This is a genomic window from Streptomyces sp. NPDC028289 (assembly GCF_055565975.1).
In genome coordinates this window covers 1,587,396-1,614,001 of sequence record NZ_JBVHTI010000001.1, presented here as the reverse complement: position 1 = coordinate 1,614,001, position 26,606 = coordinate 1,587,396, and the positions used below count along the sequence as shown (strand labels likewise).

The 26,606-nt window shown below is 71.0% G+C and carries 24 protein-coding genes and 2 tRNA genes; 13 read left to right on the top strand and 13 right to left on the bottom strand.

Annotated elements, in window-relative coordinates; all coding sequences use genetic code 11:
- The first annotated feature begins 405 nt into the window (after positions 1–405).
- From ACZ4UV_RS07115 to ACZ4UV_RS07095, 5 genes are all read left to right on the top strand, one after another.
- Complete coding sequence (locus ACZ4UV_RS07115) at positions 406–1,407, top strand: hypothetical protein (RefSeq protein WP_467836218.1); 1,002 nt, start codon at positions 406–408, stop codon at positions 1,405–1,407.
- Between the two features lie 180 nt (positions 1,408–1,587).
- On the top strand, positions 1,588–2,367 hold the full coding sequence (locus tag ACZ4UV_RS07110; protein ID WP_351491055.1) for an HAD-IIA family hydrolase: 780 nt from the start codon (positions 1,588–1,590) through the stop codon (positions 2,365–2,367).
- Between the two features lie 139 nt (positions 2,368–2,506).
- Complete coding sequence (locus ACZ4UV_RS07105) at positions 2,507–3,049, top strand: hypothetical protein (protein WP_390042753.1); 543 nt, start codon at positions 2,507–2,509, stop codon at positions 3,047–3,049.
- A 13-nt stretch (positions 3,050–3,062) separates the two neighbouring features.
- Positions 3,063–3,734, top strand: a complete 672-nt coding sequence (locus ACZ4UV_RS07100) for a class F sortase (protein ID WP_467836214.1) — start codon at positions 3,063–3,065, stop codon at positions 3,732–3,734.
- A 323-nt stretch (positions 3,735–4,057) separates the two neighbouring features.
- Positions 4,058–5,086 carry a glycoside hydrolase family 6 protein gene (locus ACZ4UV_RS07095; RefSeq protein WP_467836211.1) on the top strand — a complete coding sequence of 343 codons (1,029 nt, stop codon included), beginning with the start codon at positions 4,058–4,060 and terminating at the stop codon, positions 5,084–5,086.
- A gap of 90 nt (positions 5,087–5,176) precedes the next feature.
- Here ACZ4UV_RS07095 and glxA read toward each other — a convergent pair whose 3' ends face one another.
- The 3 genes from glxA to ACZ4UV_RS07080 all read right to left on the bottom strand — a co-directional run bounded on the left by glxA (position 5,177) and on the right by ACZ4UV_RS07080 (position 9,638).
- Positions 5,177–7,114 (bottom strand): radical copper oxidase GlxA, encoded by a 1,938-nt coding sequence (gene glxA, locus ACZ4UV_RS07090; protein ID WP_467836209.1) that lies wholly within the window; start codon positions 7,112–7,114, stop codon positions 5,177–5,179.
- Positions 7,111–9,093 (bottom strand): glycosyltransferase family 2 protein, encoded by a 1,983-nt coding sequence (locus ACZ4UV_RS07085; RefSeq protein ID WP_467836205.1) that lies wholly within the window; start codon positions 9,091–9,093, stop codon positions 7,111–7,113. Before ACZ4UV_RS07085 ends, glxA begins: the two co-directional genes overlap by 4 nt.
- A gap of 471 nt (positions 9,094–9,564) precedes the next feature.
- Positions 9,565–9,638: transfer RNA gene (locus ACZ4UV_RS07080), tRNA-Lys, on the bottom strand.
- A 186-nt stretch (positions 9,639–9,824) separates the two neighbouring features.
- Here ACZ4UV_RS07080 and ACZ4UV_RS07075 point away from each other — a divergent pair.
- From ACZ4UV_RS07075 to ACZ4UV_RS07055, 5 genes are all read left to right on the top strand, one after another.
- Positions 9,825–11,126, top strand: a complete 1,302-nt coding sequence (locus ACZ4UV_RS07075) for a peptidoglycan-binding protein (RefSeq protein WP_467836202.1) — start codon at positions 9,825–9,827, stop codon at positions 11,124–11,126.
- A 69-nt stretch (positions 11,127–11,195) separates the two neighbouring features.
- Complete coding sequence (locus tag ACZ4UV_RS07070) at positions 11,196–12,326, top strand: SPFH domain-containing protein (RefSeq protein ID WP_467836199.1); 1,131 nt, start codon at positions 11,196–11,198, stop codon at positions 12,324–12,326.
- A gap of 114 nt (positions 12,327–12,440) precedes the next feature.
- Positions 12,441–13,046: a lytic polysaccharide monooxygenase auxiliary activity family 9 protein gene (locus ACZ4UV_RS07065; RefSeq protein WP_390042765.1), complete on the top strand. Its 606-nt coding sequence runs from the start codon at positions 12,441–12,443 to the stop codon at positions 13,044–13,046.
- 129 nt (positions 13,047–13,175) lie between these two features.
- On the top strand, positions 13,176–13,649 hold the full coding sequence (locus ACZ4UV_RS07060) for a DUF3592 domain-containing protein (RefSeq protein ID WP_467836194.1): 474 nt from the start codon (positions 13,176–13,178) through the stop codon (positions 13,647–13,649).
- A 115-nt stretch (positions 13,650–13,764) separates the two neighbouring features.
- Positions 13,765–15,423: a long-chain-fatty-acid--CoA ligase gene (locus ACZ4UV_RS07055; RefSeq protein ID WP_467836192.1), complete on the top strand. Its 1,659-nt coding sequence runs from the start codon at positions 13,765–13,767 to the stop codon at positions 15,421–15,423.
- A gap of 286 nt (positions 15,424–15,709) precedes the next feature.
- Here ACZ4UV_RS07055 and ACZ4UV_RS07050 read toward each other — a convergent pair whose 3' ends face one another.
- From ACZ4UV_RS07050 to ehuB, 8 genes are all read right to left on the bottom strand, one after another.
- The gene (locus ACZ4UV_RS07050; RefSeq protein ID WP_451021286.1) at positions 15,710–16,291 is read right to left on the bottom strand and encodes a hypothetical protein; all 582 of its coding nucleotides are present in this window, start codon (positions 16,289–16,291) and stop codon (positions 15,710–15,712) included.
- 65 nt (positions 16,292–16,356) lie between these two features.
- Complete coding sequence (locus tag ACZ4UV_RS07045) at positions 16,357–17,025, bottom strand: Crp/Fnr family transcriptional regulator (protein ID WP_451021287.1); 669 nt, start codon at positions 17,023–17,025, stop codon at positions 16,357–16,359.
- 130 nt (positions 17,026–17,155) lie between these two features.
- Positions 17,156–17,232 (bottom strand) — tRNA-Lys (locus ACZ4UV_RS07040).
- Positions 17,233–17,340: 108 nt separating this feature from the next.
- Positions 17,341–18,099 (bottom strand): IclR family transcriptional regulator, encoded by a 759-nt coding sequence (locus ACZ4UV_RS07035; RefSeq protein WP_451021288.1) that lies wholly within the window; start codon positions 18,097–18,099, stop codon positions 17,341–17,343.
- Between the two features lie 279 nt (positions 18,100–18,378).
- On the bottom strand, positions 18,379–19,161 hold the full coding sequence (ehuA, locus tag ACZ4UV_RS07030) for an ectoine/hydroxyectoine ABC transporter ATP-binding protein EhuA (protein ID WP_390042771.1): 783 nt from the start codon (positions 19,159–19,161) through the stop codon (positions 18,379–18,381).
- Positions 19,151–19,801 carry an ectoine/hydroxyectoine ABC transporter permease subunit EhuD gene (gene ehuD, locus ACZ4UV_RS07025; RefSeq protein ID WP_351496855.1) on the bottom strand — a complete coding sequence of 217 codons (651 nt, stop codon included), beginning with the start codon at positions 19,799–19,801 and terminating at the stop codon, positions 19,151–19,153. Before ehuD ends, ehuA begins: the two co-directional genes overlap by 11 nt.
- A complete protein-coding gene (gene ehuC / locus ACZ4UV_RS07020) occupies positions 19,798–20,514 on the bottom strand; it encodes an ectoine/hydroxyectoine ABC transporter permease subunit EhuC (RefSeq protein ID WP_451021290.1) in 717 nt (238 codons plus the stop codon). The genes ehuD and ehuC overlap by 4 nt, the downstream gene beginning before the upstream one ends.
- Complete coding sequence (gene ehuB / locus ACZ4UV_RS07015) at positions 20,511–21,449, bottom strand: ectoine/hydroxyectoine ABC transporter substrate-binding protein EhuB (RefSeq protein ID WP_390042775.1); 939 nt, start codon at positions 21,447–21,449, stop codon at positions 20,511–20,513. Before ehuB ends, ehuC begins: the two co-directional genes overlap by 4 nt.
- A gap of 47 nt (positions 21,450–21,496) precedes the next feature.
- Here ehuB and ACZ4UV_RS07010 point away from each other — a divergent pair, with 47 nt between their 5' ends.
- Positions 21,497–21,991 (top strand): DUF3830 family protein, encoded by a 495-nt coding sequence (locus tag ACZ4UV_RS07010; RefSeq protein WP_390042777.1) that lies wholly within the window; start codon positions 21,497–21,499, stop codon positions 21,989–21,991.
- Between the two features lie 302 nt (positions 21,992–22,293).
- Here the strand turns inward: ACZ4UV_RS07010 and ACZ4UV_RS07005 are convergent, their stop codons facing one another.
- Together ACZ4UV_RS07005 and ACZ4UV_RS07000 are read right to left on the bottom strand one after the other, a co-directional pair.
- Positions 22,294–23,700, bottom strand: coding sequence for an amidase (locus tag ACZ4UV_RS07005; protein ID WP_451021291.1), 1,407 nt, complete (start codon positions 23,698–23,700; stop codon positions 22,294–22,296).
- Positions 23,701–23,716: 16 nt separating this feature from the next.
- Positions 23,717–24,670, bottom strand: coding sequence for a D-2-hydroxyacid dehydrogenase (locus ACZ4UV_RS07000; RefSeq protein ID WP_451021292.1), 954 nt, complete (start codon positions 24,668–24,670; stop codon positions 23,717–23,719).
- Between the two features lie 160 nt (positions 24,671–24,830).
- On the opposite strand from ACZ4UV_RS07000, the gene ACZ4UV_RS06995 reads away from it, so the two are divergent.
- Complete coding sequence (locus ACZ4UV_RS06995) at positions 24,831–25,631, top strand: maleate cis-trans isomerase family protein (RefSeq protein ID WP_451021293.1); 801 nt, start codon at positions 24,831–24,833, stop codon at positions 25,629–25,631.
- Positions 25,628–26,359: a maleate cis-trans isomerase family protein gene (locus tag ACZ4UV_RS06990; protein ID WP_467836177.1), complete on the top strand. Its 732-nt coding sequence runs from the start codon at positions 25,628–25,630 to the stop codon at positions 26,357–26,359. The genes ACZ4UV_RS06995 and ACZ4UV_RS06990 overlap by 4 nt, the downstream gene beginning before the upstream one ends.
- Positions 26,360–26,606 lie beyond the last annotated feature (247 nt).

The window sequence follows — 26,606 nt, the reverse complement described above, 5'->3', positions numbered from 1 at the left end:
CCTCGGCACCGGGCTTCTGGCGGATATGGCGACGGGGGGTGCCTCGGCACCGGGCTTCTGGCGGAAATGGCGACGGGGAGCGCTTCTGCACCGGGCTTCTGGCGGATATGGCGACGGGGAGCGCCTCTGCACCGGGCTTCGGGCGGGTATGGCGAACGAAGTCCTCGGTGGATGGGCTTCGGCCGCGCATGACGAAGGGGCCTTGGCTGACCCGAGGTTCCTAGCGGGTATGGCGAACGGGGTGCGTCGGTGCAGGGGTTCGGCGGGCACGGCGAACGGCGGTTGTGCCCCTGGCGGGCTTCGGGCGTGTATGGCGAACAGCGTGCGGCTGATCGGGCGGAGTAGGCCGCTTCCGCGGAGTGGCGTCCGTCTTCTCCGGCTCCCGCCCGGCAGAGTCACCTGTCCATGCGCATGCGACTGAGCACCGCCCTGTCCCTCTGCCTGGCCGCCGCAGCCGCCGTACTCACCCCCGCGTCCCCGGCGACGGCCGCCCCCGCCGTCGCCGAGGCGTCCTGCGCGGGCGCCGACCAGCAGGGCTTCCCCCTGACCACCCGCCTCCACGACGGCCCCTCGTCCTACGAGCCCGGCGGCGGCTTCGGCACCTGGTACCTCGACCTCACCAACACCACCGGCCGCACCTGCGCCGACATCCACCCCGTCGTCGTCCTCGTCGACGACAAGAAGGCCCTCAAGCCGTCCCAGACCGAGCTGGAGTTCTACGACGGCCCGCGCACCCGCCCGGTCCCGCTGACGGAGACCGACGAGTCCGAACTGGTCGGCGTCTTCGACGGGACCGGATTCCCGGGGCTCACCGTGGCGCCCGGGGCGACCGTCTCGGTCAAGGTGAGACTGGCCGTCACCTCCGACGCCGTACGGAACGGGGTCACGGCCAACGCGGCCGTCGTGCAGCGGCAGGGGGCGGACGGCGAGTGGGTGGGGGAGTCGAACGACTACCGCTTCGGCATCGGTGGCGAGGCACCGCCGCGGCCGCCCGCGAGCGTCGCCCCCGCCGTCCCTTCCAGTGGCTCCTCGCAGGTCGGCCCGGAGACGCCCGCGCGCACACCTGCGGGGACCAGCCCCGCAAGCCCCGCCAGTCCCGACACCAGCCCGGGTGCCACCCCCGCCGCCTCCCCCGGGGGCAGCGCCTCGCCCTTCACCGACGAGGCCGCCGGCGGAAAGCGGGACGGCCGGCGTGACGGCTGGGAGGGCCGGGAGGTCTGGGACCGCCGCCGGGAGGCCTGGGAGAACCGGGGTGCCTGGGGCGCCGAGGGACCCTGGGAGGCCGGGGAACGCGCCCGCGAACTGGCCCGCACCGGCCTCGGCCTGGCCCACGGGCTGTTCACGGCCGCCGTCGCTTTGCTCGCCGTAGGAGCGAGTGCGTTCCTGCTGGCGCGCCGACGGCGGTGACCGCTGTCGGGTGACGGCCACGGCGACGGCCATGGCGCTGCCCCCTGTCGATCCCTGGGCGGGCCGGCAGGCGAACCGGCCATTCCCGGGTGATCCCGGCTGTGTCTAGGCTGGGGCGTCGGTACGCCGTGGTTCCGGCGCCCAAACGCACACAGGACAGCTCACCTGGAGACGCACCACATGGCAGAGCGCAAGCCCATCGAGTCGTGGCTCACCGACATGGACGGGGTCCTCATCCACGAGGGGGTTCCGATCCCCGGAGCGGACGCCTTCCTGAAGAAGCTGCGGGAGTCCGGACGGCCCTTCCTGGTGCTCACCAACAACTCCATCTACACCGCCCGTGACCTGCACGCACGGCTGCGCCGGATGGGGCTCGACGTGCCGGTGGAGAACATCTGGACCTCGGCGCTGGCCACCGCCCAGTTCCTGGACGACCAGCGGCCCGGCGGCAGCGCCTACGTCATCGGCGAGGCCGGCCTGACCACCGCCCTGCACGACATCGGGTACATCCTCACCGACCACGAGCCCGACTTCGTCATCCTCGGCGAGACCCGCACCTACTCCTTCGAGGCGCTGACCAAGGCCGTGCGGCTGATCAACGACGGCGCCCGGTTCATCGCCACCAACCCCGACAACGTCGGCCCGTCCGTGGAGGGCGACCTGCCCGCCACCGGCTCGGTCGCCGCGCTGATCACCGCGGCGACCGGCAAGAAGCCGTACTTCGTCGGCAAGCCCAACCCGCTGATGATGCGGGCCGGCCTCAACGCGATCGGTGCCCACTCGGAGACCTCCGCGATGATCGGCGACCGCATGGACACCGACGTCCTCGCCGGCCTGGAGGCCGGGATGCGCACCTTCCTGGTGCTGTCCGGCGTCACCCAGCCGGACGACGTCGACCGCTACCCCTTCCGCCCCTCCGAGGTCGTGAACTCCATCGCGGACCTCGTCGACCGGATCTGAACCGGTCCCGGACCGACTCCGGACCGGCTGCGACCGGCGGGCACCAAACCTGGGACCACCCGTACGGAGCAACAAGGCGCCCCCAGAGGATGCGGGGGCGCCCCGTGCGGGGGAGCCTCCAGATATCTGGAGGTTCACGATGGGCTCAATTCCCCTCACTCTCTGTACCGGACTCCTGGTCTGCGCCGCCGGTCTCGCCCCCGCGGCGGCCCTCGCGGCGGACGGCCAGGGCGTCACCGTGACCCCTGCTTCCCCGCCCGCCGGATCCGTGGTGGCGCTGCGGGCGAGCGGCTGCTCCGGTACGACCGGCACCGCCGCCTCGACGGCCTTCGTGACGGACGTCCACCTCGCCGGCACCGGCGGCGACCTGACCGGCCAGGCCCAGGTCCGCTCCACGGCCGGCGCCGGCAGCTACACCGTGCAGGTCACCTGCGGCGGCTCCGCCGTCGCCGGCAGCGTCACCGTCGTACGGCAGTCCCAGCCGGACGCGCCCGGCGTGGTGCCCGCCTCGCCGTTCGCTCCCGTGCACGCGGGCGGCGGCGGCACCGCTCCGCTCGCCTCGGTGGATGCCCGTTCGGCCGGTCCGGACACCGCGCAGGCGGTCACCGGCCTGCTCCTCGCCGCCTTCGCCGCGGCCGCCGTCGGACTGCTGAGCGCCCGCCGCCGGCGCAGCTCGCGCTGAGGACGGGAGCACGATGTCCGACGACACCGAACGTTCCCCCGGCACCGGACGGCTGCTGACCGGGGTGGCCTGGGCGGTCCTGCTGCTCGGGCTGTGGCTGTGGGGTCGCGGGGTGACCGAGATACCCGACGGCATGACGGGGCCCACCACGGGCGACGTGGCCGCCGTCGGCCGCCCTCCGTCGGATCCCGAACTCCCGCCCGCAGCAAAGCCGTTGACCTCGGCCGTGCCCGAGCGCGTCGACATACCGGACCTGGGCGTGCAGGCCCCCGTGGTCGCCCGCGGCCTCGACGGGGACGGCGGGGTCGACCCGCCGCCCTTCGACCAGCCCGGTGTGGTCGGCTGGTACGGCTCCGGGACCTACCCCGGCGCGGCCGGCACCGCGGTCCTGGTCGGGCACGTCGACACCGAGACCCGGGCCGCCGTCTTCTACAAGATCAGCGCGATGCGCCCCGGCGAGACGATCCGCGTGGTCCGCGCGGACAACACGGTCGCCGAGTTCACCGTCGACGACGTCCGGGTCCTGCCCCGCGACCACTTCGACGCCCAACAGGCCTACGGCACCCGCGAGTCGGGTCGCGCCGAGCTCCGCCTGATCACCTGCGGCGGCACCTTCGACCGGACGACCCACAGCTACACGGCGAACGTGGTCGTCTCGGCGTACCTCACCGGCACCGCCGCATAGGGCCCCGGCACCGCACGCACCACCTGTCGCCCGGTCGACGGCCCGCTCCCCTGAGACCGCCGACCGGGCCGGTCCTCGACCGCGCGAGCTCGGGCTGCGGGAGCAACCCGGCGTCAGGCACGGGAGGCTGGGAAGGCGGCCGGTGTCCGGGCCGCCCGCAAGCGACTCTAGAGGGCGACGGGCGCCCGGGCCTAGGTTCGCGCTCGCCAAGCCCGTCAACGGCGGCTGTAACAGCTCACCGACAAGGGTTGGGCGATCTCGTGGCGAGAGCGGTGGGTATGTCACGATTGGGCTCTGGCCAAGTGCACCCAGGGGGGAATTGGATGTACGACAGCAGGGGGGCCCGCTCGGCGGCCCGGGCCGGGGCACTGGGGGCGGCGCTGCTGCTCGCGGGCTGCTCCTCGGGCGGCGGCTCGGGCGGGGGCAAGCCGGCCGCGAGTCCGCAGGCGGTGATCACCCAACAGCCCAAGGAGGCCGACCCGTTCTGGGTGAACCCGGACTCCAACGCGGCCCGCCAGGTGAAGGCCTACGCGAAGGCCGGCAAGGACGGCGACGCCGAGCAGATCCGCAAGATAGCGGCACAGCCGACCGGCGAGTGGATCGGCCCGGAGAACCCGGAGCAGGAGGCGCGCGGCTTCACCGAGGCCGCCCAGAAGTCCGACCGCACGGCCCTCCTGGTCCTCTACGACATCCCGCACCGTGACTGCGGGCAGTACAGCCAGGGCGGCGCGGCCGACGGCGACGCGTACCGGGCGTGGATCGACGGGGTCGCCCGGGGCATCCAGGACCGTCCCGCCACGGTGATCCTGGAACCGGACGCCGTACTGCACATGGTCGACGGCTGCACCCCGCCCCAGTTCCAGGAGGAGCGCTACAGCCTGCTCAACTACGCGGTCGGCAAGCTGAAGTCCCTCAAGTCCACCAAGGTCTACCTGGACGCCGGCAACGCCGGCTGGGGCCACCCCGACCAGATCTACCGCCCCCTCCAACAGGCGGGCATCGCCCAGGCGGACGGCTTCGCCGTCAACGTCTCCAACTTCTACTCCACCCAGGACTCCATCGCCTACGGCAAGCAGCTCTCGGCGAAGGTCGGCGACGAACACTTCGTCATCGACACCAGCAGAAACGGCAACGGCCCGTACACAGGCGGGAATCCGGACGAACGCTGGTGCAACCCCCCGGGCCGTGCCCTGGGAGAGACCCCGACGACGAAGACGGCGGACCCCCTGGTGGACGCCTACCTGTGGGTCAAGCGCCCCGGCGAGTCCGACGGCACCTGCAAGGGCGGCCCCCAGGCAGGCAACTGGTGGCCGACCTACGCTTTGAAACTGGCGCAAGGATCAGAAACCTAGGGGCGCGGGGCGGAGTCGATCTGCGGCTCCGCCGCGCGGGCGCGACCAGCCACAGCGCTCCCGCACCCGAAGTCCCGTCCCGCGGGAGCGCTACGGCACCTTCACCCACTGCGCCTTGCTCGGCGTCCCCTGATCGTCGTCCACGAAAATCATGTACCACCCTGAAGGAACCAGGTTCCGGTTCCCCGGCACCGTCACAGTGATCCGGTTCCCGGACGTCTTGAAGTCCAGGGCGACCGACCGCTGGTCCACGTCCGTGACATGGGTGGTCGCACTCGGCCGGATCAGCCGCACCTTCTTGATCGTCGACGCATGCCGCGACGTGAACGTTCCCGTGCCGCCCCGTGCGATGGTCTGCGGGCCCCCGCTCAGCGACGGCCGCGAGTCCCGGTACAGGTACGGCGGCGTGTAGATCTCGATCCGCTGCTCGAAGACCCCCGGCCTGGTGTTCGCCTTGTCCGCGAAGAGCGGGTTGGAGCCGAAGAACATGACCCGGCCGTCGGGCAGCAGGATCGACCCGGAGTGGTAGTCGCGGCCCACGAGCGGGTCGGCCACCCTCCGGAAGGAGTTCGTGGCGGTGTCGTAGATCCGCGCCTGTCTGATGTCGGAGGCGCCGCGCCCCCGGTAGTCCTCGGAGCCGCCCGACACCAGCACGCTGTCGTCCGGGAGCACCGAGATCTGCGGGTACCGCGTCCCCTTCTCCAGCGAGGGGCCGTCGACGAACTTCGGGTTCGGGTCCTTCAGGTCGATCAGCCGCGTCTTCCTCGTGGACAGCGCGGACTCGCCGACCCCGCCGCCCCCGACCACCAGGTACTTCTCGTCCTGCGCCGGAGGCAGCAGCACCGTCCCGGACGTCTCCAGCATGTTCGGGTCGCTGAGCCCGGACAGCCTGGTGAACCGGTTGGTGTCGACGTCCCAGATGCCGGGGTCCCGGCCTACGTCGTCCGGGCCGTACCCGGCGTTGGAACCGGAGTAGAAGAGCCTGCCGTCCTGGAGGAGGAACAGCGCGGGGTAGGTCGGGAACTGGCGCTTGTACTTGGTGTACGTCCAGGTCTTCGTCCTCGGGTCGAAGACCTCGTTCTTGCCGGGCACCAGCTGCCCGATGTCGTCGAGTCCGGAGACGCTGAGGATCTTTCCGTCGGACAGTGTCGTGAGCGTGGGATACCAGCGTGCCTCGTTCATCGGGTCGACCTTGATGTACTTCTCGGCGACCGGATCGAATTCGTAGGCGTTCTTGATGCCCTCGAAGTCCCGCTTGTCCATCCCGAGTTTGTTGGCGATGCCGTAGGTGTTGCGGGCGTCGGCGCCGGTCAGTCCCGCGATGCTGTAGTTGTCCTGGGTGCCGGTCTCGTACCTGGTGCCCTGCTCGGGCGCCTCCACGACGACGCGGGCGTAACCGGGGTTGTTCCGCAGGAACCTGCCGGTCTTCCTGTCGAAGACCTTCGTCGCGCGCGGGATCAGCGCCGAGTCGTCGGAGACGAACGTCTTGCCGTTCTGCTTGCCGGTGAACCGGGTGCCCTTGGGCAGGGTCATCGGTTTGTCCGGGTTCTCGTTGTAGAGGATCATGACGCCGCCGGCCTTCTTGACGTCGCCCTTGAGCTTCTCGTACCGCTTGGTGCCGCCCGCGATCAGGATGTTGCCGTTGGCGAGCTGGGTGTGGCCGGTGCAGAACAGGTCGGCCGGGGTGGGCACCTTCTTGATCGTGCCCTTGACCGGGTCCCAGATCCGGCTGTCGTAGATCTTCGCGTCGAAGTTGTCCTGGTTGTTGCCGGAGCCCGCGACGAGCAGCACCTTCCCGGTGTGCAGGAGCACCGCGTGGATGGTGTCCTGGCGGTACTCCTTCGGGAACTCGATGATGTCCCAGTGGCCGTTCGCGGCCTTGTACTCCGGTCTGTTGATCTTGTACTGGTGGTATCGCTCGGTCCCGAAGCGGTACAGCCACGGCCCGTTCATCCCGGCCAGGGCGAGAACGACCACGGTACTGATCGCGAGCCGACGGGCCCGGCGGCGGCCGGCGCTGTCGTTCATGCCTCACGACCTCCCGGTCCGCCGCTGCCCCTCGGTCCGCCCGGACCGCCGAGCGCGATCCGCAGGGTCTGCTCGGCGGGGGTGCCGGTGGGCGGCGTCCAGGTCGGCCGCTGCCGCGGCGCGTGTCCCGCGGGCAGGTAGCCGGCCGGCACCGCGTCCTCCGGTTCGGGCACCGCCCCGGACGCCCCGCGCTCCTTCCGCAGGGTGTACCGCCAGACGAAGATCGGCGCGGCCGTGATCAGCAGCGCCAGCGTGGCCCAGGTGAGCATCGCGGGCTGCGCGTGGCCCTCGACGAAGCCCGCGGCGAGCGAGCCGCCGAAGACCAGGATGAAGAACCAGTGGATGCGGAAGGTCCCGAAGAGGGTGTCGGGGCTCGCCGACTCGCCCTTCGGGGTGACCACGAACCTGCTCTTGCGGCGCAGCACGGCGTCCATGAGGGAGCGGGCGTAGACGGGTGCGGAGAGAGCCGACATCACCATGCCGGCGACCCCGCCGGAGCCCTCCGGCTCGTGCGGGGAGACGTTGTGCCGGCGGTTCCAGACGTAGAGGCCGATCTGGAGCGCGGAGGCGTTGCCGTAGAGCATCAGCCACACGGCGGGGTCGATGTTCACGCCCGAGGCGCCCAGGCCCAGGAACAGCGCGCAGCTCAGCGCCGCCAGGATCCAGTTGAGGGCCGACATCGGGTAGAAGATGATCATCATGGTGTAGTTGAAGAGCTTGCCGGGACCCAGGCTGAACAGGCCCTTCCAGTACTGCTTGAGGATCGTCTCGTACGTGCCCCGGGACCAGCGGAGCTGCTGGGTGAAGAAGTCGGTCCAGGCGTTCGGGCCCTCGCCGACCGCGAGCACGTCCGGGGTGTATACCGAGCGCCACTTGCGGCCGGTGGCCGGGTTCTTCGCGCGGTGCATCTCGAAGCCGGTCGCCATGTCCTCGGTGATCGAGTCGTACAGACCGCCGATCTGCTGGATCGCCCTGATCCGTACGGCGTTGGAGGTGCCGACGAACATGGGGGCGCCGTAGCGGTTGCCGGCGCGCTGGATCAGGGCGTGGAAGAGGAACTGCTGGGACTCGGCGGCCTTGGTGACGAACGTGTCGTAGTTGCCGTAGACCTGCGGGCCGATGACGAAGCCGACGTCCGGGTCGCGGAAGTACCCCAGCATCCGCTCCAGGTAGTTGGGGAGAGGGACGTGGTCGGTGTCGACGGAGGCGAAGAAGTCGTACTCGCCGCCGTGCGCCTCCAGCCAGGCGTTGTAGTTGCCGTGCTTGGTCTTCGCGCGGTGCGGGCCCTGTGGCCGGTTCCACCGCTCGACGCCCTTGCGGGTGAAGTGGTGCACGCCCAGGCGCGCGCAGACCTCCTTCACCTCTGCGTCGTCGCCCTCGTCGAGCAGCCACACGTGCAGCAGGCCCCGGTGGCGCAGCCGGACGGCCGCCTCCAGGGTGCGGGTGACCATGTCGAGGGGTTCCTTGCCGGGCACGAACGTGGTGATGAAGGCGACCCGGGTGCCGGTCTCCGGGACCACCGGGACCGGGTCGCGGGCGACCAGGGTGGCGTGCGCGTTGGACAGCACGTTCAGGCAGCGGAAGAACTCGATCAGGCCGATCGACACCAGCATCACGATGTCGAGGGCCGGCAGGAAGTCGTACGCCGGGTAGTCCCGCTGGGTCCAGTGCTCGGGCTGCAGCAGCCAGGTCAGCAGGACCAGCGAGAGCAGCGGGGCCGCGCCCAGCATCAGCGCGGCGCGGACGCGGTGCGGTTCCTGGGAGAGCAGCGAGCGGTACTGCACGGTGTACGGCCGGGCCGGGTCGGGCTGGGTGAGGGGGCCCGCGAGCCGGCTGTAGTGCTCGTAGTCGTATCTGGGCAGGGTCTTCTTTATGCGGCCCAGGGCGGCGGCGGTGCGGTGCGCGGGCACCCGGAGCTGTGCGGTCTGTGACGGGTCGTATTCCTGTTCCTGCCGGGCGCCCATCGGCGTCGACGTCATGAGTCATCCCCCCACACGCAGATCAGCGCGTGATTCATCGGTCCCGGAGCCCGCTCGGATCCCCCTCGACCCTGCTGGGCGCGTCAATGGCGGGGCACAGTCGTCCCACAGAAAATGGACACGGACCGTGACCGTCCGGTTGCATGGTGCCCCCCTCGGCACCGATTCATGACGGGGCCCCTCAACCCCGCAGATCTGGCAACCGGCTATCTACCCCCCAAGTGCCGCGAAACACCGGCACTTTGGACAACCAGGGTTCTACGCTGCCCAACATGATCGCAAGGGCGAAACGCCGTGTTTACCGGGCATAAGCGTTCATTGTGGAGCGTGTGGCGATTGTGTGGATCGGTCGTGTCGGTCGTTGACATGAAGAGGCAAGAGGGGGCATGGGGCGCCGAAGTGGCCTCGCGTGACCGCCGGGGTGTACGCCAGAAGGCCCCCCGCTGCTGCGGAGGGCCTTCTGGGTGTCTGTGCGCCGCCAGGGACTCGAACCCCGGACCCGCTGATTAAGAGTCAGCTGCTCTAACCAACTGAGCTAGCGGCGCCTGCTGACATCGAGAACTCTACCCGACGGGGAACCGTGCTCCCGACCATCGGCCATCAGGGCGACCCCCGTCCGCCCTCTTCTGTACATCATTCGGACCGTCAGCATGCGCACCGGGGCCACAGTTGGGAAACTGATCAACGTGCACAGTCCCGGACATATCAACATGAAGTGTGAGGGGAATCGCATGCCGGCCCCGGTCTTCGAGGAATTCGACCCCGCGACCACCTGCGACTGCCCCGGCTGCGTCCACTGGCGGCGGGTGAGCCCCTCCCCGCTGCCCGGCCGCTTCGGCGGACACCCGGCGGCCCGCGGCGTCCTGGTCGTGGCCGCCGCCACGTCCGCCGCCCTCGCCGCGGGCGCCCCCACCGCCGCCGCCCACAGCACCCCGCCCGCCCCGCACCGGTCCGCCACCCCCGTGGACCCCCAGCCCGAGACCCCGCAGGGCGTGAAGTCCCCCCTGCACGGCCCCAACGGCAAGCCCGTCCAGGGCCCGGTCACGACGCCCCCCATCACCCGCACGCAGATCATCAACCGGGCCAAGACCTGGGTCACCGCCAAGGTGCCGTACAGCATGACCCTCTACTGGACGGACGGATACCGGCAGGACTGCTCCGGCTACGTCTCCATGGCCTGGGGGCTGACCGGCAACGAGTGGACCGGGAGCCTCGACCAGTTCGGCACGAAGATCACCAAGGAGGAGCTCCAGCCCGGCGACATGCTGCTCTTCCACAACCCGGACGACCCCGAGAAGGGCTCCCACGTCGTGCTCTTCGGGGGCTGGACGGACTACACGCACACCTACTACACGGCGTACGAGCAGACACCCCCGCACGCCCGCAGCCAGTCCACGCCCTACGCCTACTGGAGCAACTCCGCCAAGTACGTCCCCTACCGCTACAAGGGCCTGATCGCGGACCCGGCCACGCCCGGCGCCCAGGCCGCGAAGACGTCGGTGGTGTACCCGGGGGCGGCCTACTTCGGGCCCGGTGCCCACAACAAGTACGTGACCCTCCTCGGGCAGCTGCTGATCGCCCGGGGCGCCGGCGGCTACTACGCCAAGGGCCCGGGGCCGGCCTGGGGGCCGTCGGACCAGCGGGCCACCCAGGCCTTCCAGCGGGCCCAGGGCTGGACCGGCGCCGCCGCCGACGGCCTGCCGGGACCGGGCACCTGGGAACTCCTCGCCACCGGCAGGGGCAAGAACATCAAGTCCGCCACCACGGCCCCGTCCGCCCCCGCCTCGCACGGGGTCCCCGGCTACCCCGGCAAGAACCTCTTCCGCCCGGGCGCCGCCAACGACTACGTCACCCGGCTCGGCAGGCAGCTGGTCGAGAAGGGCTACGGCCGGTTCTACCCCGACGGTGCGCATCCCGCCTGGGGCGAGGCGGACCGCAGGGCCGTCGAGGCGTTCCAGCGCGCCCAGGGCTGGCGCGGCGGCGCGGCCGACGGCTACCCGGGGCCGGAGACCTGGCGACGCCTGTTCCTGTGACGACCCCGACCCCGATCCCGACCCCTTGAGGACCACCTGAAGCATCTGGCGCGGAGGCTGGAGGCAGGCATGAGTACGACCACCGAACACACCCCTGATGCGGACGGGCCCCCGGACGGCGGGCCGCCCACCCGCCCGACCCCCCGGCTGATCCAGAACGAGATCACCACCGAGATCCCCGTCCACCTGCTGTTCCGCGACGACCCCGACCCGGTGTCGGTGCCGCTGCGGCCCGCCGTGGTCGGCCGTAGGCAGGGCACCGGCGAGCAGCCCCGGCTGCGCCGCCCGTTCCCGGCCAAGCCCCGGCCGGCCGCCGCCGTCGACCCCGACCTGGTGGAGCGTCCGGCCCGGGTGCTGCCGGGCGCGGCCGGCGTGTGCGCCGGGCTCGGCGGAGTGGCCGGGGGGCTCGCCACCTCCTGGTGGGCGGGGGTGCTGCCGCCGCTCGCGGCGCACGCGCTGCGCCTGCCGACGTACGGGGGCGCGGGGCTGGGCCCGGCGCAGTGGGCGGCGTACACCGGGGCCGGTGCGCTCGGGCTGGCCGGCTTCGCGGGGCTCGCGCGCGGGACGACCGGCCGGGCCTGGGTGCTCGGCCTGTTCGGCCGCTACCGGGGGACGGTACGGCGCACCGGCCTGCTCTGGGTCAACCCGCTGCTGCAGCGCCGCCGGGTCGACGTCCGGCTGCGGCACTGGCGCAGCGAGGAGATGCCGGCGGCGGACGGCAACGGGGTCGCGCTCCGGGTCGTCGTCCTGGTGGTGTGGCGGGTGCGGGACACCGCGCGGGCGGTGCTCGGGGTCGAGGACCACGAGACGTATCTGCGCGAGTGCGTGGAGGCCGCACTGGCCCGGGTGCCGGTGGAGCCGCCGGGCACCGCCCGGGGTTCGGTGGAGATGGCCACGGACGCGCTGACCCGGCTGGTCGCGGCGGACGCGGCGGGCATCGGCCTGGAGGTGTTCTCCGTGCAGCCGGTCCGCGTGGAGTACGCGCCGGAGGTCGCCGCCGCCATGCAGCGCCGCCGGATCGCCGCGCTCGACGCCCGGCAGCGGGCCACCATGCTCACCTCGGTCGTGGACTCGGTCGAGGACACGGTGACCCGGCTGACCATGCGCGGACTCGTCGAACTCGACGACTACGAGCGCAAGGTGCTGGTGCGTGACCTGACGGTGGCGTTCTGCTCGGGGCGCACCGAGCCCGTGCCGTGACGGGGACGGACCCCCGTTTGGTATGGACATGCTCAACAGGCGGCAATAATCTGGAACTTGGTCTAGACCTGCACGGCTCACTGAACCTCCCCCACGTTCTCCAGGAGCGGCAGCATGCGTAAACGGACCAAGGTGTCGGCCGTCGTGCTCGGCGTGGCGACCGCCGGAGCCTTCGCACTCTCCACCGGCGGCGCCAGCGGGCACGGCTACACCGACCTCCCCATCAGCCGGCAGAAGCTCTGTGCCAACGGCACGGTGACGAACTGCGGCGACATCCAGTACGAGCCGCAGAGCGTCGAGGGCCCGAAGGGCTTCCCGGCGGCCGGTCCCGCCGACGGCCAGATCTGCAACGGCGGGCTGAGCAGGTTCGCCCAGCTCAGCTCGCCGACCACGCCCTCGGGCGGCGCCTGGCCGACGACGAAGGTGACCGGCGGCCAGACGTACACGTTCCGCTGGCAGTTCACGGCGATGCACGCCACGACCGACTTCAAGTACTACGTCACCAAGCAGGGCTGGAACCAGAACCACGCCCTCGCCCGTTCGGACCTCAACACCACCCCGTTCCTCACCGTCCCCTACAACGGCCAGCGCCCGCCGGCCACCCTCAGCCACAGCGGCACCCTGCCGTCGGGGCTGAGCGGTCACCACGTGATCGTGGCGGTCTGGACGATCGCCGACACGGGCAACGCGTTCTACGCCTGCTCGGACGTCACGTTCTGACCGGCGTCGTTCGACAACCGGGTAACACCCGGCTGATCTGAGCTTCGCTTGAGGACCCGCCGCGGGCCGCGGGGGTACGTTCCCGCCACGCCGGTCAGTCGGACCGGTGTTCGGAGGCGGGGGACTCTCATGGGCCTGATGGAAGCGTTCTTCTACATCCTTCCCGGCATCTTCGTCGTCGTCGGTGTCCTCGGGTTGGTCAAGACGCTGCGGCGGTCGAGCGAGATCAGCCGGACGTGGCGTCACGGGCGTACCGCCGAGGCGCGCTGTCTGCGGTCGTACACGAGGACCAGCGGCGGTGGCGGGGACACGTCCGTGACGACCACGCTGCACCATGTCTACGAGTTCACGACGGCCGAGGGGCGGGTCGTCCGCTTCGACGAGGCGAGCGGGCGGTCGACCGTGGTCGAGGGGGATTTCGTGACCGTGTACTACCTGCCGGAGCGCCCCGAGGGGGCGACCTCGCAGCCGCCCGCGCAGGGGAAGCTGGCGGTGGGGACCGGGTGCACGGTGGCGTTCTTCGCGGTGTTCATCGGGTTCGCGCTGGTCTTCATGGGGGTGGCGCACTTCTTCTTCTCGGTGGCGGACGGTTTTGCGCCGTGAGTGCCGGGTTGGGGGGTGTGGCGCTCTGCGGGCCGGTAGGGGCTGGTCGCGCAGTTCCCCGCGCCCCTTACGGGGCGCTCCACATCTGACGGTGTGGCAATTACGCTGCCTCCCCATGGAGTCCAATGGGCGCACCGTTGCCGAAGCCGTTGCCGCCCGGTGGGGGGACCACCGGCCGGGGCTGTGGTTCGAGGAGTCGGTGCTGACGCACCACGAGGTGGCCGGCGGGGCCGCTGCCCGCGCGGCCCTGTTCAGGGAACTGCTGCCTGCCGGGGCCGTGCCCCACGTCGGGGTCCTCCTCGACAACACCCCCGAGTTCGCGCTCTGGTTGGGGGCCGCCGCGCTCGCCGGGGCCGCCGTCGCCGGGGTGAACCCGACCCGCCGGGGGCCCGAGCTCGCCCGGGACATCCTGCACACCGAGTGCCCCGTCCTCGTCACCGAGCGGGCCCGACTGCCGCTCCTCGCCGGGCTCGAACTGCCCGGCGTCCGCGTCCTCGTCACCGACGAGCCGGAGTACGGCGCTCTTCTCGCCCCTTACCTCGGTGCCTTTCCCGACGCCTCCCGGGCCGCCCCCGAGGACCGGATCCTGCTCTACTTCACGTCCGGCTCCACCGGCGCCCCGAAGGCCGCCCTCTGCTCGCAGGGGCGGCTCGCGGCGGCCGGGCGGTCGCTCGCCGGGCAGTTCGGGGTCCGGCCCGACGACGTGCACTACGTCTGCATGCCGATGTTCCACGGCAACGCCGTGATCGCCGACTGGGCGCCCGCGCTGGTGGCGGGCGCCGGGGTGGCGTTACGGCGGCGGTTCTCGGCGTCGGGCTTCCTGGCGGACGTGCGGCGGTACCGGGCCACCTACTTCACCTATGTCGGCCGCGCGGTGCAGTACGTACTCGCCACCGAGCCGCGCGCCGACGACCGGGACAACCCGCTGCGGCTCGGGTTCGGGACGGAGGCCGGGGCCGTGGACGCGGCGGCCTTCGAGGAGCGGTTCGGGGTGCGGCTGGTCGAGGGGTACGGGTCCTCGGAGGGCGGGGCGGCGATCCAGTGGTCGCCGGGGACGCCGGCCGGGGCGGTGGGGCGGGCGGCGCCGGGGCTCGTCGTACTCGACCAGGAGTCGGGGGAGGAATGCCCGCCGGCCGTCTTCGACTCCGGGGGAAGGCTGCTGAACGGGGAGGCGGCGATAGGGGAGTTGGTGAACCGGGCGCCGAATCCGTTCGAGGGGTACTGGCGGAACCCGGCGGCGGAGGCGGAGCGGCGCAGGGGAGGGTGGTACTGGACCGGGGACCTCTTCTACCGGGACGCGGCGGGATATCTGTACTTCGCCGGGCGTACCGACGACCGGATCCGGGTCGACGGGGAGAACCTGGCCGCCGCGGTGATCGAGAACATCGTGGCCCGCTACGAGGGTGCGGAGGCCGTCGCCGTGTACGGGGTGCCGGACCCGGTGACCGGGGACCAGGTGATGGCGACCGTGGCCGGGCGGTTCGACCCGCTGGACTTCGCCGAGTTCCTGCTGGCCCAGCCCGACCTGGGGACGAAGATGGCGCCCCGGTTCGTGCGGGTGGTGGACCGGATGCCGGTGACGGCGACCAACAAGATCCAGCGGGCGGCCCTGCGGAGGGAAGGGGTGCGGTGTGCCGACCCCGTGTGGTGGCGGCCGCCGGGGGAGCGGACGTACCGCAGGCTGACCCCGGAGGACGCCGAAGCGTGGCGTCCATTGCGGGGGGCCGATGGGCCGCCCGAAAGGCCGTTCATACGTGGACACTTGGGCAGCTGACCGGATGCCGGTGTGCCCGGAGAACGACATCGACCTGGTGATGGTCGAAGCAGGTCAACCGGCCCGACTGTTCCGGCGCCCCATGGTCGTCTTCTGCCCGGTCACGATCACACAGGCGGCGGTGATCCATACGTGAGTCAGTTCCATGGCGTACTCCCGGCGGTCGGATCGGCACACCAGTGCGATCAGGCCCAGGATTCCTGCGAAGACGACCAGGAGGATCGCCGGAATCGTTCGGAGGGGGAAAGCTAACGCGCGGGCGGCTGACGTTATGTCCATGTCGCGCTCACCGGGAAAGAGCGGGGTCGGGTGCGACCTCGGTGAACCAGGCCTGCGCCGAGCTCTCCTTGGTGGTGACGAGGACGGGTGTGAGTGCGCGCCGAGCGGAGTCGGGTGGCATCAGTCGTCGAACCGTGTCGGAGATCGCCACGACCATGTCCGCCTTGCTTTCCGCCAGGGCTGTACGCAGTTCGGGAGAGTCCAGGAGGCGGAACGCGTGACTGATGTCTTTCCCGGTGTAACCGTGTTCGTCCCGCACGACCTGTCCGCAATGCAGGGTTGCGCGTAGTCGGATGCGGTGGGCTTGATGTGCCAGCTTGTTGTACGCATGCAGCGCTGCGGCAAGCGTCGGGACAGTGGTGCGGATGAGGCCGCCGATGTCCGCGGGAGGGCCGAGGACGGTCATGATGCCGTCGCCGCGGTCCAGTAGTTCGTAGCACTCCGGTGGGATCTCGGCGCTGTCGAGGCCGCGCTGGAGCGCGTCGTAGATCGTTCGTCGCATGACGATGCCCACGCAGTCGGACCGGTCGGCGCGGTTGAAGCCTGCGATGTCGATGCCGAAGAAGATCCGGCTTACTTGCTGGTGCAAGCGGCCACGCTCCCAGAGTGGTATTACTCAACGCTCCTTCTGTGTAAAAATACCATTCGGCTCGGTCATTCGGTAGCCATTGCCTTGAGGCCGTCGACGTCCTCGATGATGATCTGTCGTCGGGCAGTGGACACCGCGCCTTGCTGGCGCAGTCTGTTCAGGACCTGGACCACCGCTTCCCGTGATGCTCCGGCCCAGGACGCCAGCTCTTGCTGGGACAGGTCGAGGCGCACCGTTCCGGCGGTATCGCCTGGGACGCCGATCTCTTCCGTCAGCTCGATCAACCGGGCGACCACGCGCTGAGCGACAGGCTGGGTGGTCAGCTCCTGTCGTCGCTGATCGGATTCGCGCAATCTGGCAGTCACTGTGTGGAGCACGCTGGCGGCTGCTGTCGGGTGCGTCGCGAGAAACTCGCCGAGTTGGATGGCGGTGACGACAACGGCTCGCACTTCCGTCATGGCCACGACCGTGGCCGACCGCGGCCGGTCGTCCAGGGCTGCCAACTCGCCCACGATGTTGGGGCTGCCTCGCAGCCCCAGAATGACCTCGGTGCCGTCGGCGGAGTGCGTGACGACCTTGGCATGTCCTTCGCGCAGCAGTACGGCGTGCGTCGAGGGTTCGCCTTCCCGCAGGATGACTTCGCCCGCCTGGAATCGAACTGAGGTCCCCGTCTCCGCCAGTGAGGCCAAGGGGTCCGGAGGCGTTGCCTTCTGCGCTTCGCTGTCGCCAAACACCGTGGTTTCCTTTTGGGGTCGGCTTGGACTTGACCTCAACGTAGACCACTTCCGGGTTCGCCGTCGTCGGCGCGGGCCTCGAAAACGACCAAGGGCGCTCTCCAGAAGAGGAGAACGCCCAGATCGCAAATGGTGCGCCGCCAGGGACTCGAACCCCGGACCCGCTGATTAAGAGTCAGCTGCTCTAACCAACTGAGCTAGCGGCGCATGACCCACGCCGACCGTTCGAATCGTCTCTCGACTGGTTCGTCCGGCTGGCGACGAAGAAAATACTACCTGGTCCGGCGGGGTGCTTCCGACCACCGCCGGGGTGATCTAGATGGCCAGGGAGAGCAGCAGGGGAGCCGCGCTGCGGTTCAGGGTGTCGGCGGCCTGGCGGAGACGGTGGGCGTGCTCGACCGGGAGGGAGAGGGCGAGGCAGCCCACGGCCGAGCCGGCGGTGATCGGGACCGCGGCGCACACCGTGCCGATCGCGTACTCCTGGAGGTCCAGGACGGGGACCGTCGGCGGCTGTGCCTCCAGGCGGGAGAGCAGCAGTTTGTCGCTGGTGATGGTGCGCGAGGTGAGGCGGGCCATCTTGTGCCGGGAGAGGTGGTCGCGGCGGGCGTTGTGGTCGAGCTGGGTGAGCAGGCTCTTGCCGATCGCGGTGGCGTGCGCGGAGGAGCGGAAGTCCACCCACTCGTTGACCGCGGGGGTGGTCGGGCCGGCGGCGTACTGGCCGATCTTCACCTCGCCGTCGACGTAACGGCTGAGGTAGACGGCGGCGCCGACCGAGTCGCGCAGCCGGTCGAGGGTCTGCTGGAGCTGCTCGCCGAGGGCCTGCTCCCGCTCGTGCGCCGAGCCGAGCCGGCGCAGGGTCTCGCCGGTCACGTACGCGCCGTCGGTGACCTGCTCGACGTAGCCCTCGCGGCGCAGCATCCGCAGCAGCGCGGGCAGCCGCTCGGGGCCGAGGCCGGTCCTGCGGGCCAGTTCGGTGTCGGTGACGCCGGTGGCGTGCCCCGCCACCGTCTCCAGGACGCGAAGGGCGTCCTGGGCGGAGTGGTACGGGGCGGTCGGCTCGTGCATCAGCGCCACGGTGGTCCCCCTGTGCTCGCTCGGCGATACTGCTTCGGCAGCACTGCTTGGGCCGCGATCCGGACAGCGGATCCTCTCCACGATAACGGGCAAGCACCGGAAACGGAGGGGGTGTTGGCGAGATTCCGGTGCTCTCAACTGCGGAAAAGACCCTCTGGCATATGCCAGCGGAATGACCATGGCCCGGTCGGCCCGCCGGACCTCGGGTGATCGAGCGTTCACTTCCTGTAGTCATGGCACGGTGCGGGGGAATTTCTACGGCGCCGGCGGTGGAAATATCTACAGCACCGCGCTGAGGAACTCCCGGGTCCGCTCGTGCTCGGGTTCGCTGAAGATCCGCTCCGGCGGGCCCGCCTCGATGACCCGGCCCGAGTCGAACATCAGGACCTGGTCGGAGATGTCCCGCGCGAAGTTCATCTCGTGGGTCACGCAGAGCATGGTGATGTCGGTGGTGCGCGCGATGTCCCTGAGCACGTCGAGGACGCCCGCGACCAGCTCCGGGTCGAGCGCCGAGGTCACCTCGTCGAGGAGCAGCACCTTCGGCCGCATGGCCAGCGCCCGCGCGATCGCCACCCGCTGCTGCTGTCCGCCGGAGAGCCGGGTCGGCCGCTCGTCGGCCTTGTCGGCGAGGCCCACCAGGTCGAGCAGCTCCCGGGCGCGCGCCTCCGCCTCGTCCTTGGGCAGGCCGAGCACGGTCACCGGGGCCTCGGTGACGTTGCGCAGCACGCTCATGTTCGGGAACAGGTTGAACTGCTGGAACACCATCCCGATCTGCTTGCGGACCTCCCGCCGCTCCTTCTCGGACGCCGGGAAGAGCCGCTGCCCGTCGACGGTGATGGTGCCGGTGTCCGGCTTGGTCAGGGTCATCAGCAGCCGCAGGATCGTGGTCTTGCCGGAGCCGGACGGCCCGATCAGGGTGACGTGCCGGCCCGTCTGCACGGCGAGGTCGAGCCCGTCGAGGACGGTGTTGTCCCCGAACCGCTTGGTCACCCCCTCCAGGCGGATCAGCTCCGTGGCTGCGGTACCGGTCGTACTCGGCTGCTTGCTGGTGTCAACGGACAAGGCGACGCTCCAGGGTGCGCAGGAGAAGGGAGGCGAGGTAGGAGATGACGATGAAGGCGACGCCGATCACCGTCACCGGCTCGGTGAACTGGAAGTGCTGCTGGGAGAAGAGCCGGGCCTGGCCGAGCATCTCCAGGACGGTGATCGACATCAGGATCGGCGTGTCCTTGAGCATCGAGATCACGTAGTTGCCGAGCGGCGGTACCACCCGGCGCACCGCCTGCGGCAGGATGACCGCGAACCAGGTCCGCCGCGTGGGCAGGCTCAGCGCGGTGGCGGCCTCCCACTGCCCGACCGGCACCGCCTCGATACCGGCCCGGTAGACCTGCATGGTGTACGTCGAGTAGTGCAGGCCGATCGCGAAGACCCCGGTGGTCAGCGCGGAGAACGTCAGCCCCCACTCGGGCAGCACGTAGAAGAGGAAGAACAGCTGCACCAGCAGCGGGGTGTTGCGCACGAACTCGGTCACCACCCCGACCGGCCAGCGCACCCACCGCGTGGGCGTCCGCATCAGCAGCGTCCACACCAGCCCCAGCGAGAACGAGATCAGCGAACCGAGCGCCAGCGCCTCCAAGGTGACCCACAGGCCGTCCCAGAAGTGCGGCATGAACTCCCGTACGGCACTCCAGTCCCACGTCACGCGACACCACCGACCCCGGTCGTCTCCCTGCGCTTCACCGCACGCGCCTCACGTTCCGTCCCCGGCGCCTTGCCGATGCCGGCCTTCAGCCGCTTCTCCAGACCGCGCATCAGCCGGGTGATGACGAACGCGATCACGAAGTAGATGAGCAGCAGGTACGTGTAGATGTGGGCGCTCTCCTGCAGCGCCAGCCGCACCAGGTTCCCGCTGAAGGCGAGGTCGCCCATGCCGGTGATGGACACCAGCGCGGTGCCCTTGAGCAGCTCCACGAGCAGGTTGCAGTAGGACGGGATCATCTCCGGCACCGCCTGCGGCAGCAGGATCAGCCGCAGCCGCTGCCAGGGCGTGAAGCTGAGCGCGATCCCGCCCTCCTTCTGCGCCGGGTCGACCGCGTTGAGCGCCCCGCGCACGATCTCCGAGCCGTACGCGCCGTACGTCAGGCCGAGCGCGAGCGTCCCCGCCCACATCGGCACCAGCTGCCAGCCGAAGGCGACCGGCAGCACGAAGAACACCCAGAAGATCATCACCAGCGCCGAGGTGCCGCGGAACACCTCGGTGTAGAGACCGGCGAGGAACCGGACGATCCAGAGCCGGTGCGTACGGGCCACGCCCACCACCAGCGCCACGGCCGTCATCAACAGCCCGCTGAGCACCAGCAGCTGGACGGTCGTCCAGACCCCCTTGAGTACGAGGTCCCACAGTCCCGAGGTCATCCGCTCTTCCCTCCCCCGCACAGCTCCTTCGCCGTCAGGTCGGTCATCTCGGCCTCGGTGAAGCCGAACGGGCGCAGGATCCGCGCCAGTTCGCCGCTCTTCTTCAGCTTGTGCAGCTCCACGTTGAAGGCGTCCCGCAGCCTCGTCTCCGCCGACCGGAACGCGAACGCGCCCCCGTCGACCTGCGGTTTGCCGCCCACGAGCGGGGTGAACGGCTTGGTCGCCCCGGCCTTGGCGGACTTCTTGACGACGTCGCGGACGGTGACCGCGGTCCCGGCGAACACGTCGACCCGCCCCGCCTCCACGGCGTTCAGCCCGGCGACCTGGTCCGGCACGATCAGGATGTCGCTCTGCCTGTACCCGGCCTCGACCGCGTGCTGGATCTGGGCGTAGCCCGTCCCCGTGGCGAACTTGGCCCTCTTCGCGACGACGTCCTTGTAGTCGTGCAGCCCCTTGGGATTGCCCTTCCGCACGACGAACGAGTCGAGCATCTGGTAGTCCGGATCCGCGAAGATCACCTGCTCGCACCGCTCGGGGGTGACGTACATCCCGGCGGCCACGACGTCGAACTGCTGCGAGTTCAGCCCGGGGATCAGCGAACCGAACTCGGTCGGCACCGGCTGGACCCGGTCCACCCCGAGCCGTTTGAAGATCGCCTTGGCCAGCTCCGGCGCCTCACCGGTCAGGTGCCCGTCCTTGTCGATGTACCCGAAGGGGATCTCACCGGCTATGCCGAGCCGTACGACACCCTGGGCGCGCAGCCGTTGCAGCAGATCACCGCCGTCGGTGCCGGCCGCGTCGGCCACGCGCGTACAGCCTGCGGCGCCGAACGCGCCGAGTGCGCCGACCGCGGCGGCACCCGCGAGAACGGCCCGCCGACTGTGTCTGGATTCGTACCCTGATGTGTCTGATTCGTTCCCGAGTGGTGGAGCCATGGCGGCGCGGCTACCCGACCCCAACCGACTTATGCACCATGGAAGGCATGACCGAACGATTCATCGAAGTCTCGCTGGTCAGCCGCGGTGTCACCGCCAAAGCCCGGCTCCTGGACGACCGCGCGCCCGTCACCTGCGCCGCCGTCTGGAACGCCCTGCCGCTGTCCGGCGACGTCTACCACGCGAAGTACGCCCGCAACGAGATCTACGCCCTTTTCCCGCCGTTCGCCCCGACGGAACCGCCCCTGGAGAACCCGACGGTCACTCCCATCCCCGGCGACCTCTGCTACTTCTCCTTCGCCGGCACGGAACTGGCCACGAAGGCCTACGGCTACGACCGCGAGGTACACCCCGGCACCACCCTGGTCGACCTCGCCCTCTTCTACGAACGCAACAACCTGCTGCTCAACGGGGATGTGGGGTGGGTACCGGGGATCGTGTGGGGTCAGGTGACGGAGGGCCTGACGGAGATCGCCGCCGCCTGCAACGACCTGTGGCGCAACGGTGCGGCGGGGGAACGACTGGAGTTCCGGACCGCCTGAGCCCCTGCCTCCGGTGCGGCACCGCCGCATGTGGTGTTCCGCCGCGACGGCGCTGAGCCGCGACGGCGTTGTCCGGCGGTGCCGAACCCGCCCTGGCCGTCGCACCGCTCGCTGGTCTCCCCGGGCGCTGTCACTCCTTGCCCGCGGCGCTGCCGGTCCTTCTCTTCCGCCGCGACGGCGCTGAGCCGCGACGGCGTTGTCCGGCGGTGCCGAACCCACCGTGGCCGTCGCACCGTTCGCTCGTCTCCCGCGGTGCTGCTCGCTCTTCTCCTGCGAGGTGCTTCTTCTCCGCCGCCACGGCGCTAGGCCGCAACGGCGCTGCCCGGCGGTGCCGAGGCCACCCCCGCCTCGTACAGGGCGTGGGACGCGCGCAGGACCAGGTCGTCGTGGTGGCGGGCGGCCACGATCTGCAGGCCGACGGGGAGTCCGTCGGTGTCCGTTCCGACCGGGACCGTCGCCGCCGGCTGCTGGGTCAGGTTGAAGGGGTAGGTGAAGGGGGTCCAGCCCGTCCAGCGGCGGTGGCCCGAGCCCTTGGGCACCTCCAGGCCCGCCTCGAACGCCGTGACGGGGAGGGTGGGGGTGACGAGGATGTCGTACGACTCGTGGAAGCGGCCCATCCGGCGGCCCAGGTCCATCCGGACGTCCACCGCGGCGAGGTAGTCCAGCGCGGACAGCCGGGCGCCGGTCCCGCAGATCTCCCGCAGCCCCGGGTCGAGCGACGTGCGCTGCTCGGGGGAGAGACGCTGCGTCACCCGGGCGGCACCGGCGAACCACAGCGCGTGGAAGGCCTCCACCGGGTCGCTGAAGTCCGGGTCGGTCTCCTCGACGTACGCCCCGAGTTCCGTAAGCCCCGTCACCGCCCGCCGTACCGCCGCCGCGACCTCCGGACGCACCGCGACCTGACCGCCCAGCGTCGGCGAGAAGGCCACCCGGAGGCCGCGGACGCCTCCGTCCAGCCCCGCCACGAAGGAGCACGGCGCCGGACCGAGGGCCGACCAGTCGCGGGCGTCCGGCGTCCCGATCACGTCCAGCATCAGCGCCGCGTCGGCCGCGTCCCGGGTCATCGGGCCCACGTGGGACAGCGTGCCGAAGGCGCTCGCGGGGTAGAGCGGGACACGGCCGTACGTCGGTTTCAGGCCGAAGATCCCGCAGAACGCGGCCGGGATGCGCACGCTGCCGCCGCCGTCCGTGCCGAGGGAGAGCGGGCCCGCGCCCAGGGCCACCGCCGCCGCGCTGCCGCCGCTCGAACCGCCCGCGGTGCGCGAGGGGTCGTACGGGTTGCGGGTGATCCCGGAGAGCGGGGAGTCGGTCACGCCCTTCCAGCCGAACTCGGGGGTGGTGGTCTTGCCGACGAACACCGCGCCGTGCTCGCGCAGCCGGGCGACGGACGGCGCGTCCTCGTCCCAACTCCCTTTCTCCGGGATCGTCTTCGAGCCGCGCAGGGTCGGGTGGCCGCGCATGAGGAGGATGTCCTTGACCGTCACCGGGACGCCGTCGAGCAGACCCGTCGGCTCGCCCCGCCGCCACCGCTCCTGCGACGCCCTCGCCTGCGCCAGGGCGTCCTCCTCGGTGAGCCGGACGAAGGCGTTGACCTCCGGCCCGATCCGCGCCGCCCGGTCCAGGACCGCCCGGACCGCCTCCACCGGCCCGAACTCGCCCTTGCGATAGCCGTCGAGGAGTTGCCGGGCGGTGAGGTCGGTGAGCTTCATGGGCCCCTCCCGAGGGTCAGTGACCGCGCACGTATCCGCGCTTCTTGTCGACCACGTTCAGCAGAGATCTGCCCGCCGCCCACCGCTCGTACAACTCCAGGAACTGGGTGCCCAGTTCGTCCCGCCAGCCGACCGTGTCCCCGCTCATGTGGGGGGAGACCAGCAGGCCCGGCACGTCCCACAGCGGGCTGTCGGCGGGCAGCGGCTCGGTCGCGAAGACGTCCAGGGCCGCGGCGGCGATCCAGCGCCGGGTCAGCGCCCGCACCAGCGCCTCCTCGTCGACCAGCTGACCCCGGCCGACGTTGATGAAGCAGGCCGACGGCTGCATCACACCGAAGCGGTGCGCGTCGAACATGCCGTACGTCTGCTCGGTCAGCGGCGCGGCCGCGATCACCCAGTCCGCGCGGGACATCAGCCGGTCCAGGTCGTCCGGGCCGTGGATGCCGGTACGCGGGACCCGGCCGACGAGGGCCGTGGTGATGCCGAGCGCCTTGAGGGTGCGGACGATCGCCCGGCCGATCGGGCCGGTGCCGACCACGCACGCGCGCGTGCCGGCCACCCGGCGCGCCTCGCGGTGCCGCCAGGTCCGCTCCCGCTGGAGGTCCAGGGTCCGCGGCAGGTCCTTGGCGATGGCCAGCACCAGCGCCGCCACGTACTCGGCGATGGGCGCGTCGAAGATCCCGCGCGCGTTGGTGACGACCGTGTCGGACGCGGCCAGCTCCGGGCACATCAGATGGTCGACACCCGCGCTCGCCGTGTGCACCCAGCGCGGCCGGGGCCCCTCGCCCGGCCAGGCCTCGCGGACGGCGTGCGAGGCGAAGTCCCAGACGAGGAGGACGTCCGCCTCCGGCAGCCGGGCCGCCAGGTCCGTCGCGTCCGTGTGCACGATCCGGGCGCGGCCGGTGAGCCTGCCCAGCCGCGGGGGCGGGTCGGCGTCGAGGACCAGCAGAGTGGGCACGGGCGGTGTCATTCGGGGCGGTCTCCCGGTGTCCGACAGCGTCTGACGTGGGCGGACGGAACGTCTCGAAGGTGCGGATTGACCACGCTGGCACCCGAACCTACCTTCGTCAACACGGGCGTATCCGTCGACCGTTGCCCCTCGATCTCCCACATGAGGCCGGTGACTTCCCATGGACGTCTCCTTTCTGGGCGGACCTCGTCCCCAGCGCGGCGTCGGCGTCGTGGCGCCGTTCGACTTCGCGCTCGACCGCGAGCTGTGGCGCTGGGTGCCGGACGACGTCTCCCTGCACCTGACCAGGACACCGTTCGTACCGGTCGAGGTCAGCCTCGACCTGGCCCGGCTGGTCAGCGAGCACGAGACGCTCGGCGAGGCGGTGCGGGCGCTGACCGCGGTCGCGCCCGAGGTCGTCGCCTACGCCTGCACCTCCGGCAGCTTCGTCGGCGGCATCGCGGGCGAGCGCGCGATGTGCGAGGCGATGACCCGCTCCGGCGCGGTGCCCTCCCTCACCACCTCCGGGGCGCTGCTCGACGCGCTGACCGAGCTGGGCGTACGGCGGCTGGCGCTGGTCACGCCGTACACGGTCTCGGTGACCCGGGTCCTGGAGGAGTACGTCGCGGAGGCGGGCGTACGGGTCGCCGGCTGCGCGTTCATGGGGCTGACCCGGCACATCTGGCAGGTGCCGTACCGGGACGTGGTGGCCATGGCACGGCAGGCGGTACGGCCCGGGGCCGCCGACGCCCTGTTCATCTCCTGCACCAACCTCGCCACCTACGACGTCATCCCCCAGCTGGAGGCCGAGCTGCGGATACCCGTCCTGTCGGCCAACCAGGTCACGATGTGGGCGGCGCTGCGCAGGCTGGGTACCCGAGCGGTGGGCCCTTATCAGGCGCTGGTCCGTCACCAGGACGAATCGGCGGCGTCCGGTCAGTGGCCCGTACTGCCGGAAGAACAGCAGGAAGGGTGGACATGACAGCGCTCGGACTCCTCTATCCGGGGCACTCCGCGGAGGACGACTACCCCCGTATCGAACAGCTCCTCGGCAGCGACATCCGGGTGGACGTCGTCCACACCGACATCGGCGAGGACGCGCACCGGGTGGACGCGCTCCGCGAGATGGGGGCCGAGGAACGGCTGGCCGCCGGGGTGGCGGAGGTGCGGCTCGCGGGTGCGGACGCGGTGGTGTGGGCGTGCACCAGCGGCAGCTTCGTGTACGGCTGGGAGGGCGCCCAGCAGCAGGTCCGCGCGCTCGCCCGGGCGGCCGGGATGCCGGCGTCGTCCACGTCCTTCGCGTTCGTGCACGCGGCGCGGGAGCTGGGGGTGCGGCGGGTGGCGGTCGGCGCGACCTACCCCGACGACGTGGCGGCCCTCTTCGCCGACTTCCTGCGGGCCGGAGGCCTGGAGGTGACCGGCGTGCGGTCCTCGGGGATCGTGACCGCGGCGGAGGTCGGGACGTGGGGGGAGGAGGAGGTGCTCACGCTCGCGCGGGCGGCCGACGACTCCGGCGCGGAGGCGGTGCTCCTTCCGGACACGGCACTGCACACGGCGGCGCACATGCCCCTGCTGGAGAAGGCCCTCTCCAAGCCGGTGCTCACGGCGAACCAGGTGACCGTCTGGGAAGGCCTCCGCCTGGCGGACCGCCGGGTGAACGCTCCCGCCCTCGGCGCCCTCTTCACCCGCGAACCAATCGTCCAGGCCTGACGGTCCCACCGCACCAGGGGGCTCCGCCCCCTGGACCCCCGAAAGCCCTCGCCCACCCACCACCCGACTCGGTCGGCTGGAACGCGAGGAGGGGGCCTTGGCCGGCTGAAGGGTCGGACCCCCGCGCTCATCCACCCACCCGACTCGGTCGGCTGGAACGCGAGGAGGGGGCCTTGGCCGGCTGAAGGGTCGGACCCCCGCGCTCATCCACCCACCCGACTCGGTCGGCTGGAACGCGAGGAGGGGG

Bases quoted from the DNA above. Each gene is read 5' to 3' on its own strand.
- ACZ4UV_RS06995 (WP_451021293.1), top strand. From the start codon at position 24,831: ATGGACGTCTCCTTTCTGGGCGGACCTCGTCCCCAGCGCGGCGTCGGC.
- ACZ4UV_RS07010 (WP_390042777.1), top strand. From the start codon at position 21,497: ATGACCGAACGATTCATCGAAGTCTCGCTGGTCAGCCGCGGTGTCACC.
- ACZ4UV_RS07005 (WP_451021291.1), bottom strand. From the start codon at position 23,700: ATGAAGCTCACCGACCTCACCGCCCGGCAACTCCTCGACGGCTATCGC.
- ACZ4UV_RS07055 (WP_467836192.1), top strand. From the start codon at position 13,765: ATGGAGTCCAATGGGCGCACCGTTGCCGAAGCCGTTGCCGCCCGGTGG.
- ACZ4UV_RS07070 (WP_467836199.1), top strand. From the start codon at position 11,196: ATGAGTACGACCACCGAACACACCCCTGATGCGGACGGGCCCCCGGAC.
- ACZ4UV_RS07115 (WP_467836218.1), top strand. From the start codon at position 406: ATGCGCATGCGACTGAGCACCGCCCTGTCCCTCTGCCTGGCCGCCGCA.
- ACZ4UV_RS07105 (WP_390042753.1), top strand. From the start codon at position 2,507: ATGGGCTCAATTCCCCTCACTCTCTGTACCGGACTCCTGGTCTGCGCC.
- ACZ4UV_RS07095 (WP_467836211.1), top strand. From the start codon at position 4,058: ATGTACGACAGCAGGGGGGCCCGCTCGGCGGCCCGGGCCGGGGCACTG.
- ACZ4UV_RS07060 (WP_467836194.1), top strand. From the start codon at position 13,176: ATGGGCCTGATGGAAGCGTTCTTCTACATCCTTCCCGGCATCTTCGTC.
- ehuB (WP_390042775.1), bottom strand. From the start codon at position 21,449: ATGGCTCCACCACTCGGGAACGAATCAGACACATCAGGGTACGAATCC.
- ACZ4UV_RS07085 (WP_467836205.1), bottom strand. From the start codon at position 9,093: ATGACGTCGACGCCGATGGGCGCCCGGCAGGAACAGGAATACGACCCG.
- ACZ4UV_RS07100 (WP_467836214.1), top strand. From the start codon at position 3,063: ATGTCCGACGACACCGAACGTTCCCCCGGCACCGGACGGCTGCTGACC.
- ACZ4UV_RS07065 (WP_390042765.1), top strand. From the start codon at position 12,441: ATGCGTAAACGGACCAAGGTGTCGGCCGTCGTGCTCGGCGTGGCGACC.
- glxA (WP_467836209.1), bottom strand. From the start codon at position 7,114: ATGAACGACAGCGCCGGCCGCCGCCGGGCCCGTCGGCTCGCGATCAGT.
- ehuC (WP_451021290.1), bottom strand. From the start codon at position 20,514: ATGACCTCGGGACTGTGGGACCTCGTACTCAAGGGGGTCTGGACGACC.
- ACZ4UV_RS07000 (WP_451021292.1), bottom strand. From the start codon at position 24,670: ATGACACCGCCCGTGCCCACTCTGCTGGTCCTCGACGCCGACCCGCCC.
- ACZ4UV_RS06990 (WP_467836177.1), top strand. From the start codon at position 25,628: ATGACAGCGCTCGGACTCCTCTATCCGGGGCACTCCGCGGAGGACGAC.
- ACZ4UV_RS07075 (WP_467836202.1), top strand. From the start codon at position 9,825: ATGCCGGCCCCGGTCTTCGAGGAATTCGACCCCGCGACCACCTGCGAC.
- ACZ4UV_RS07110 (WP_351491055.1), top strand. From the start codon at position 1,588: ATGGCAGAGCGCAAGCCCATCGAGTCGTGGCTCACCGACATGGACGGG.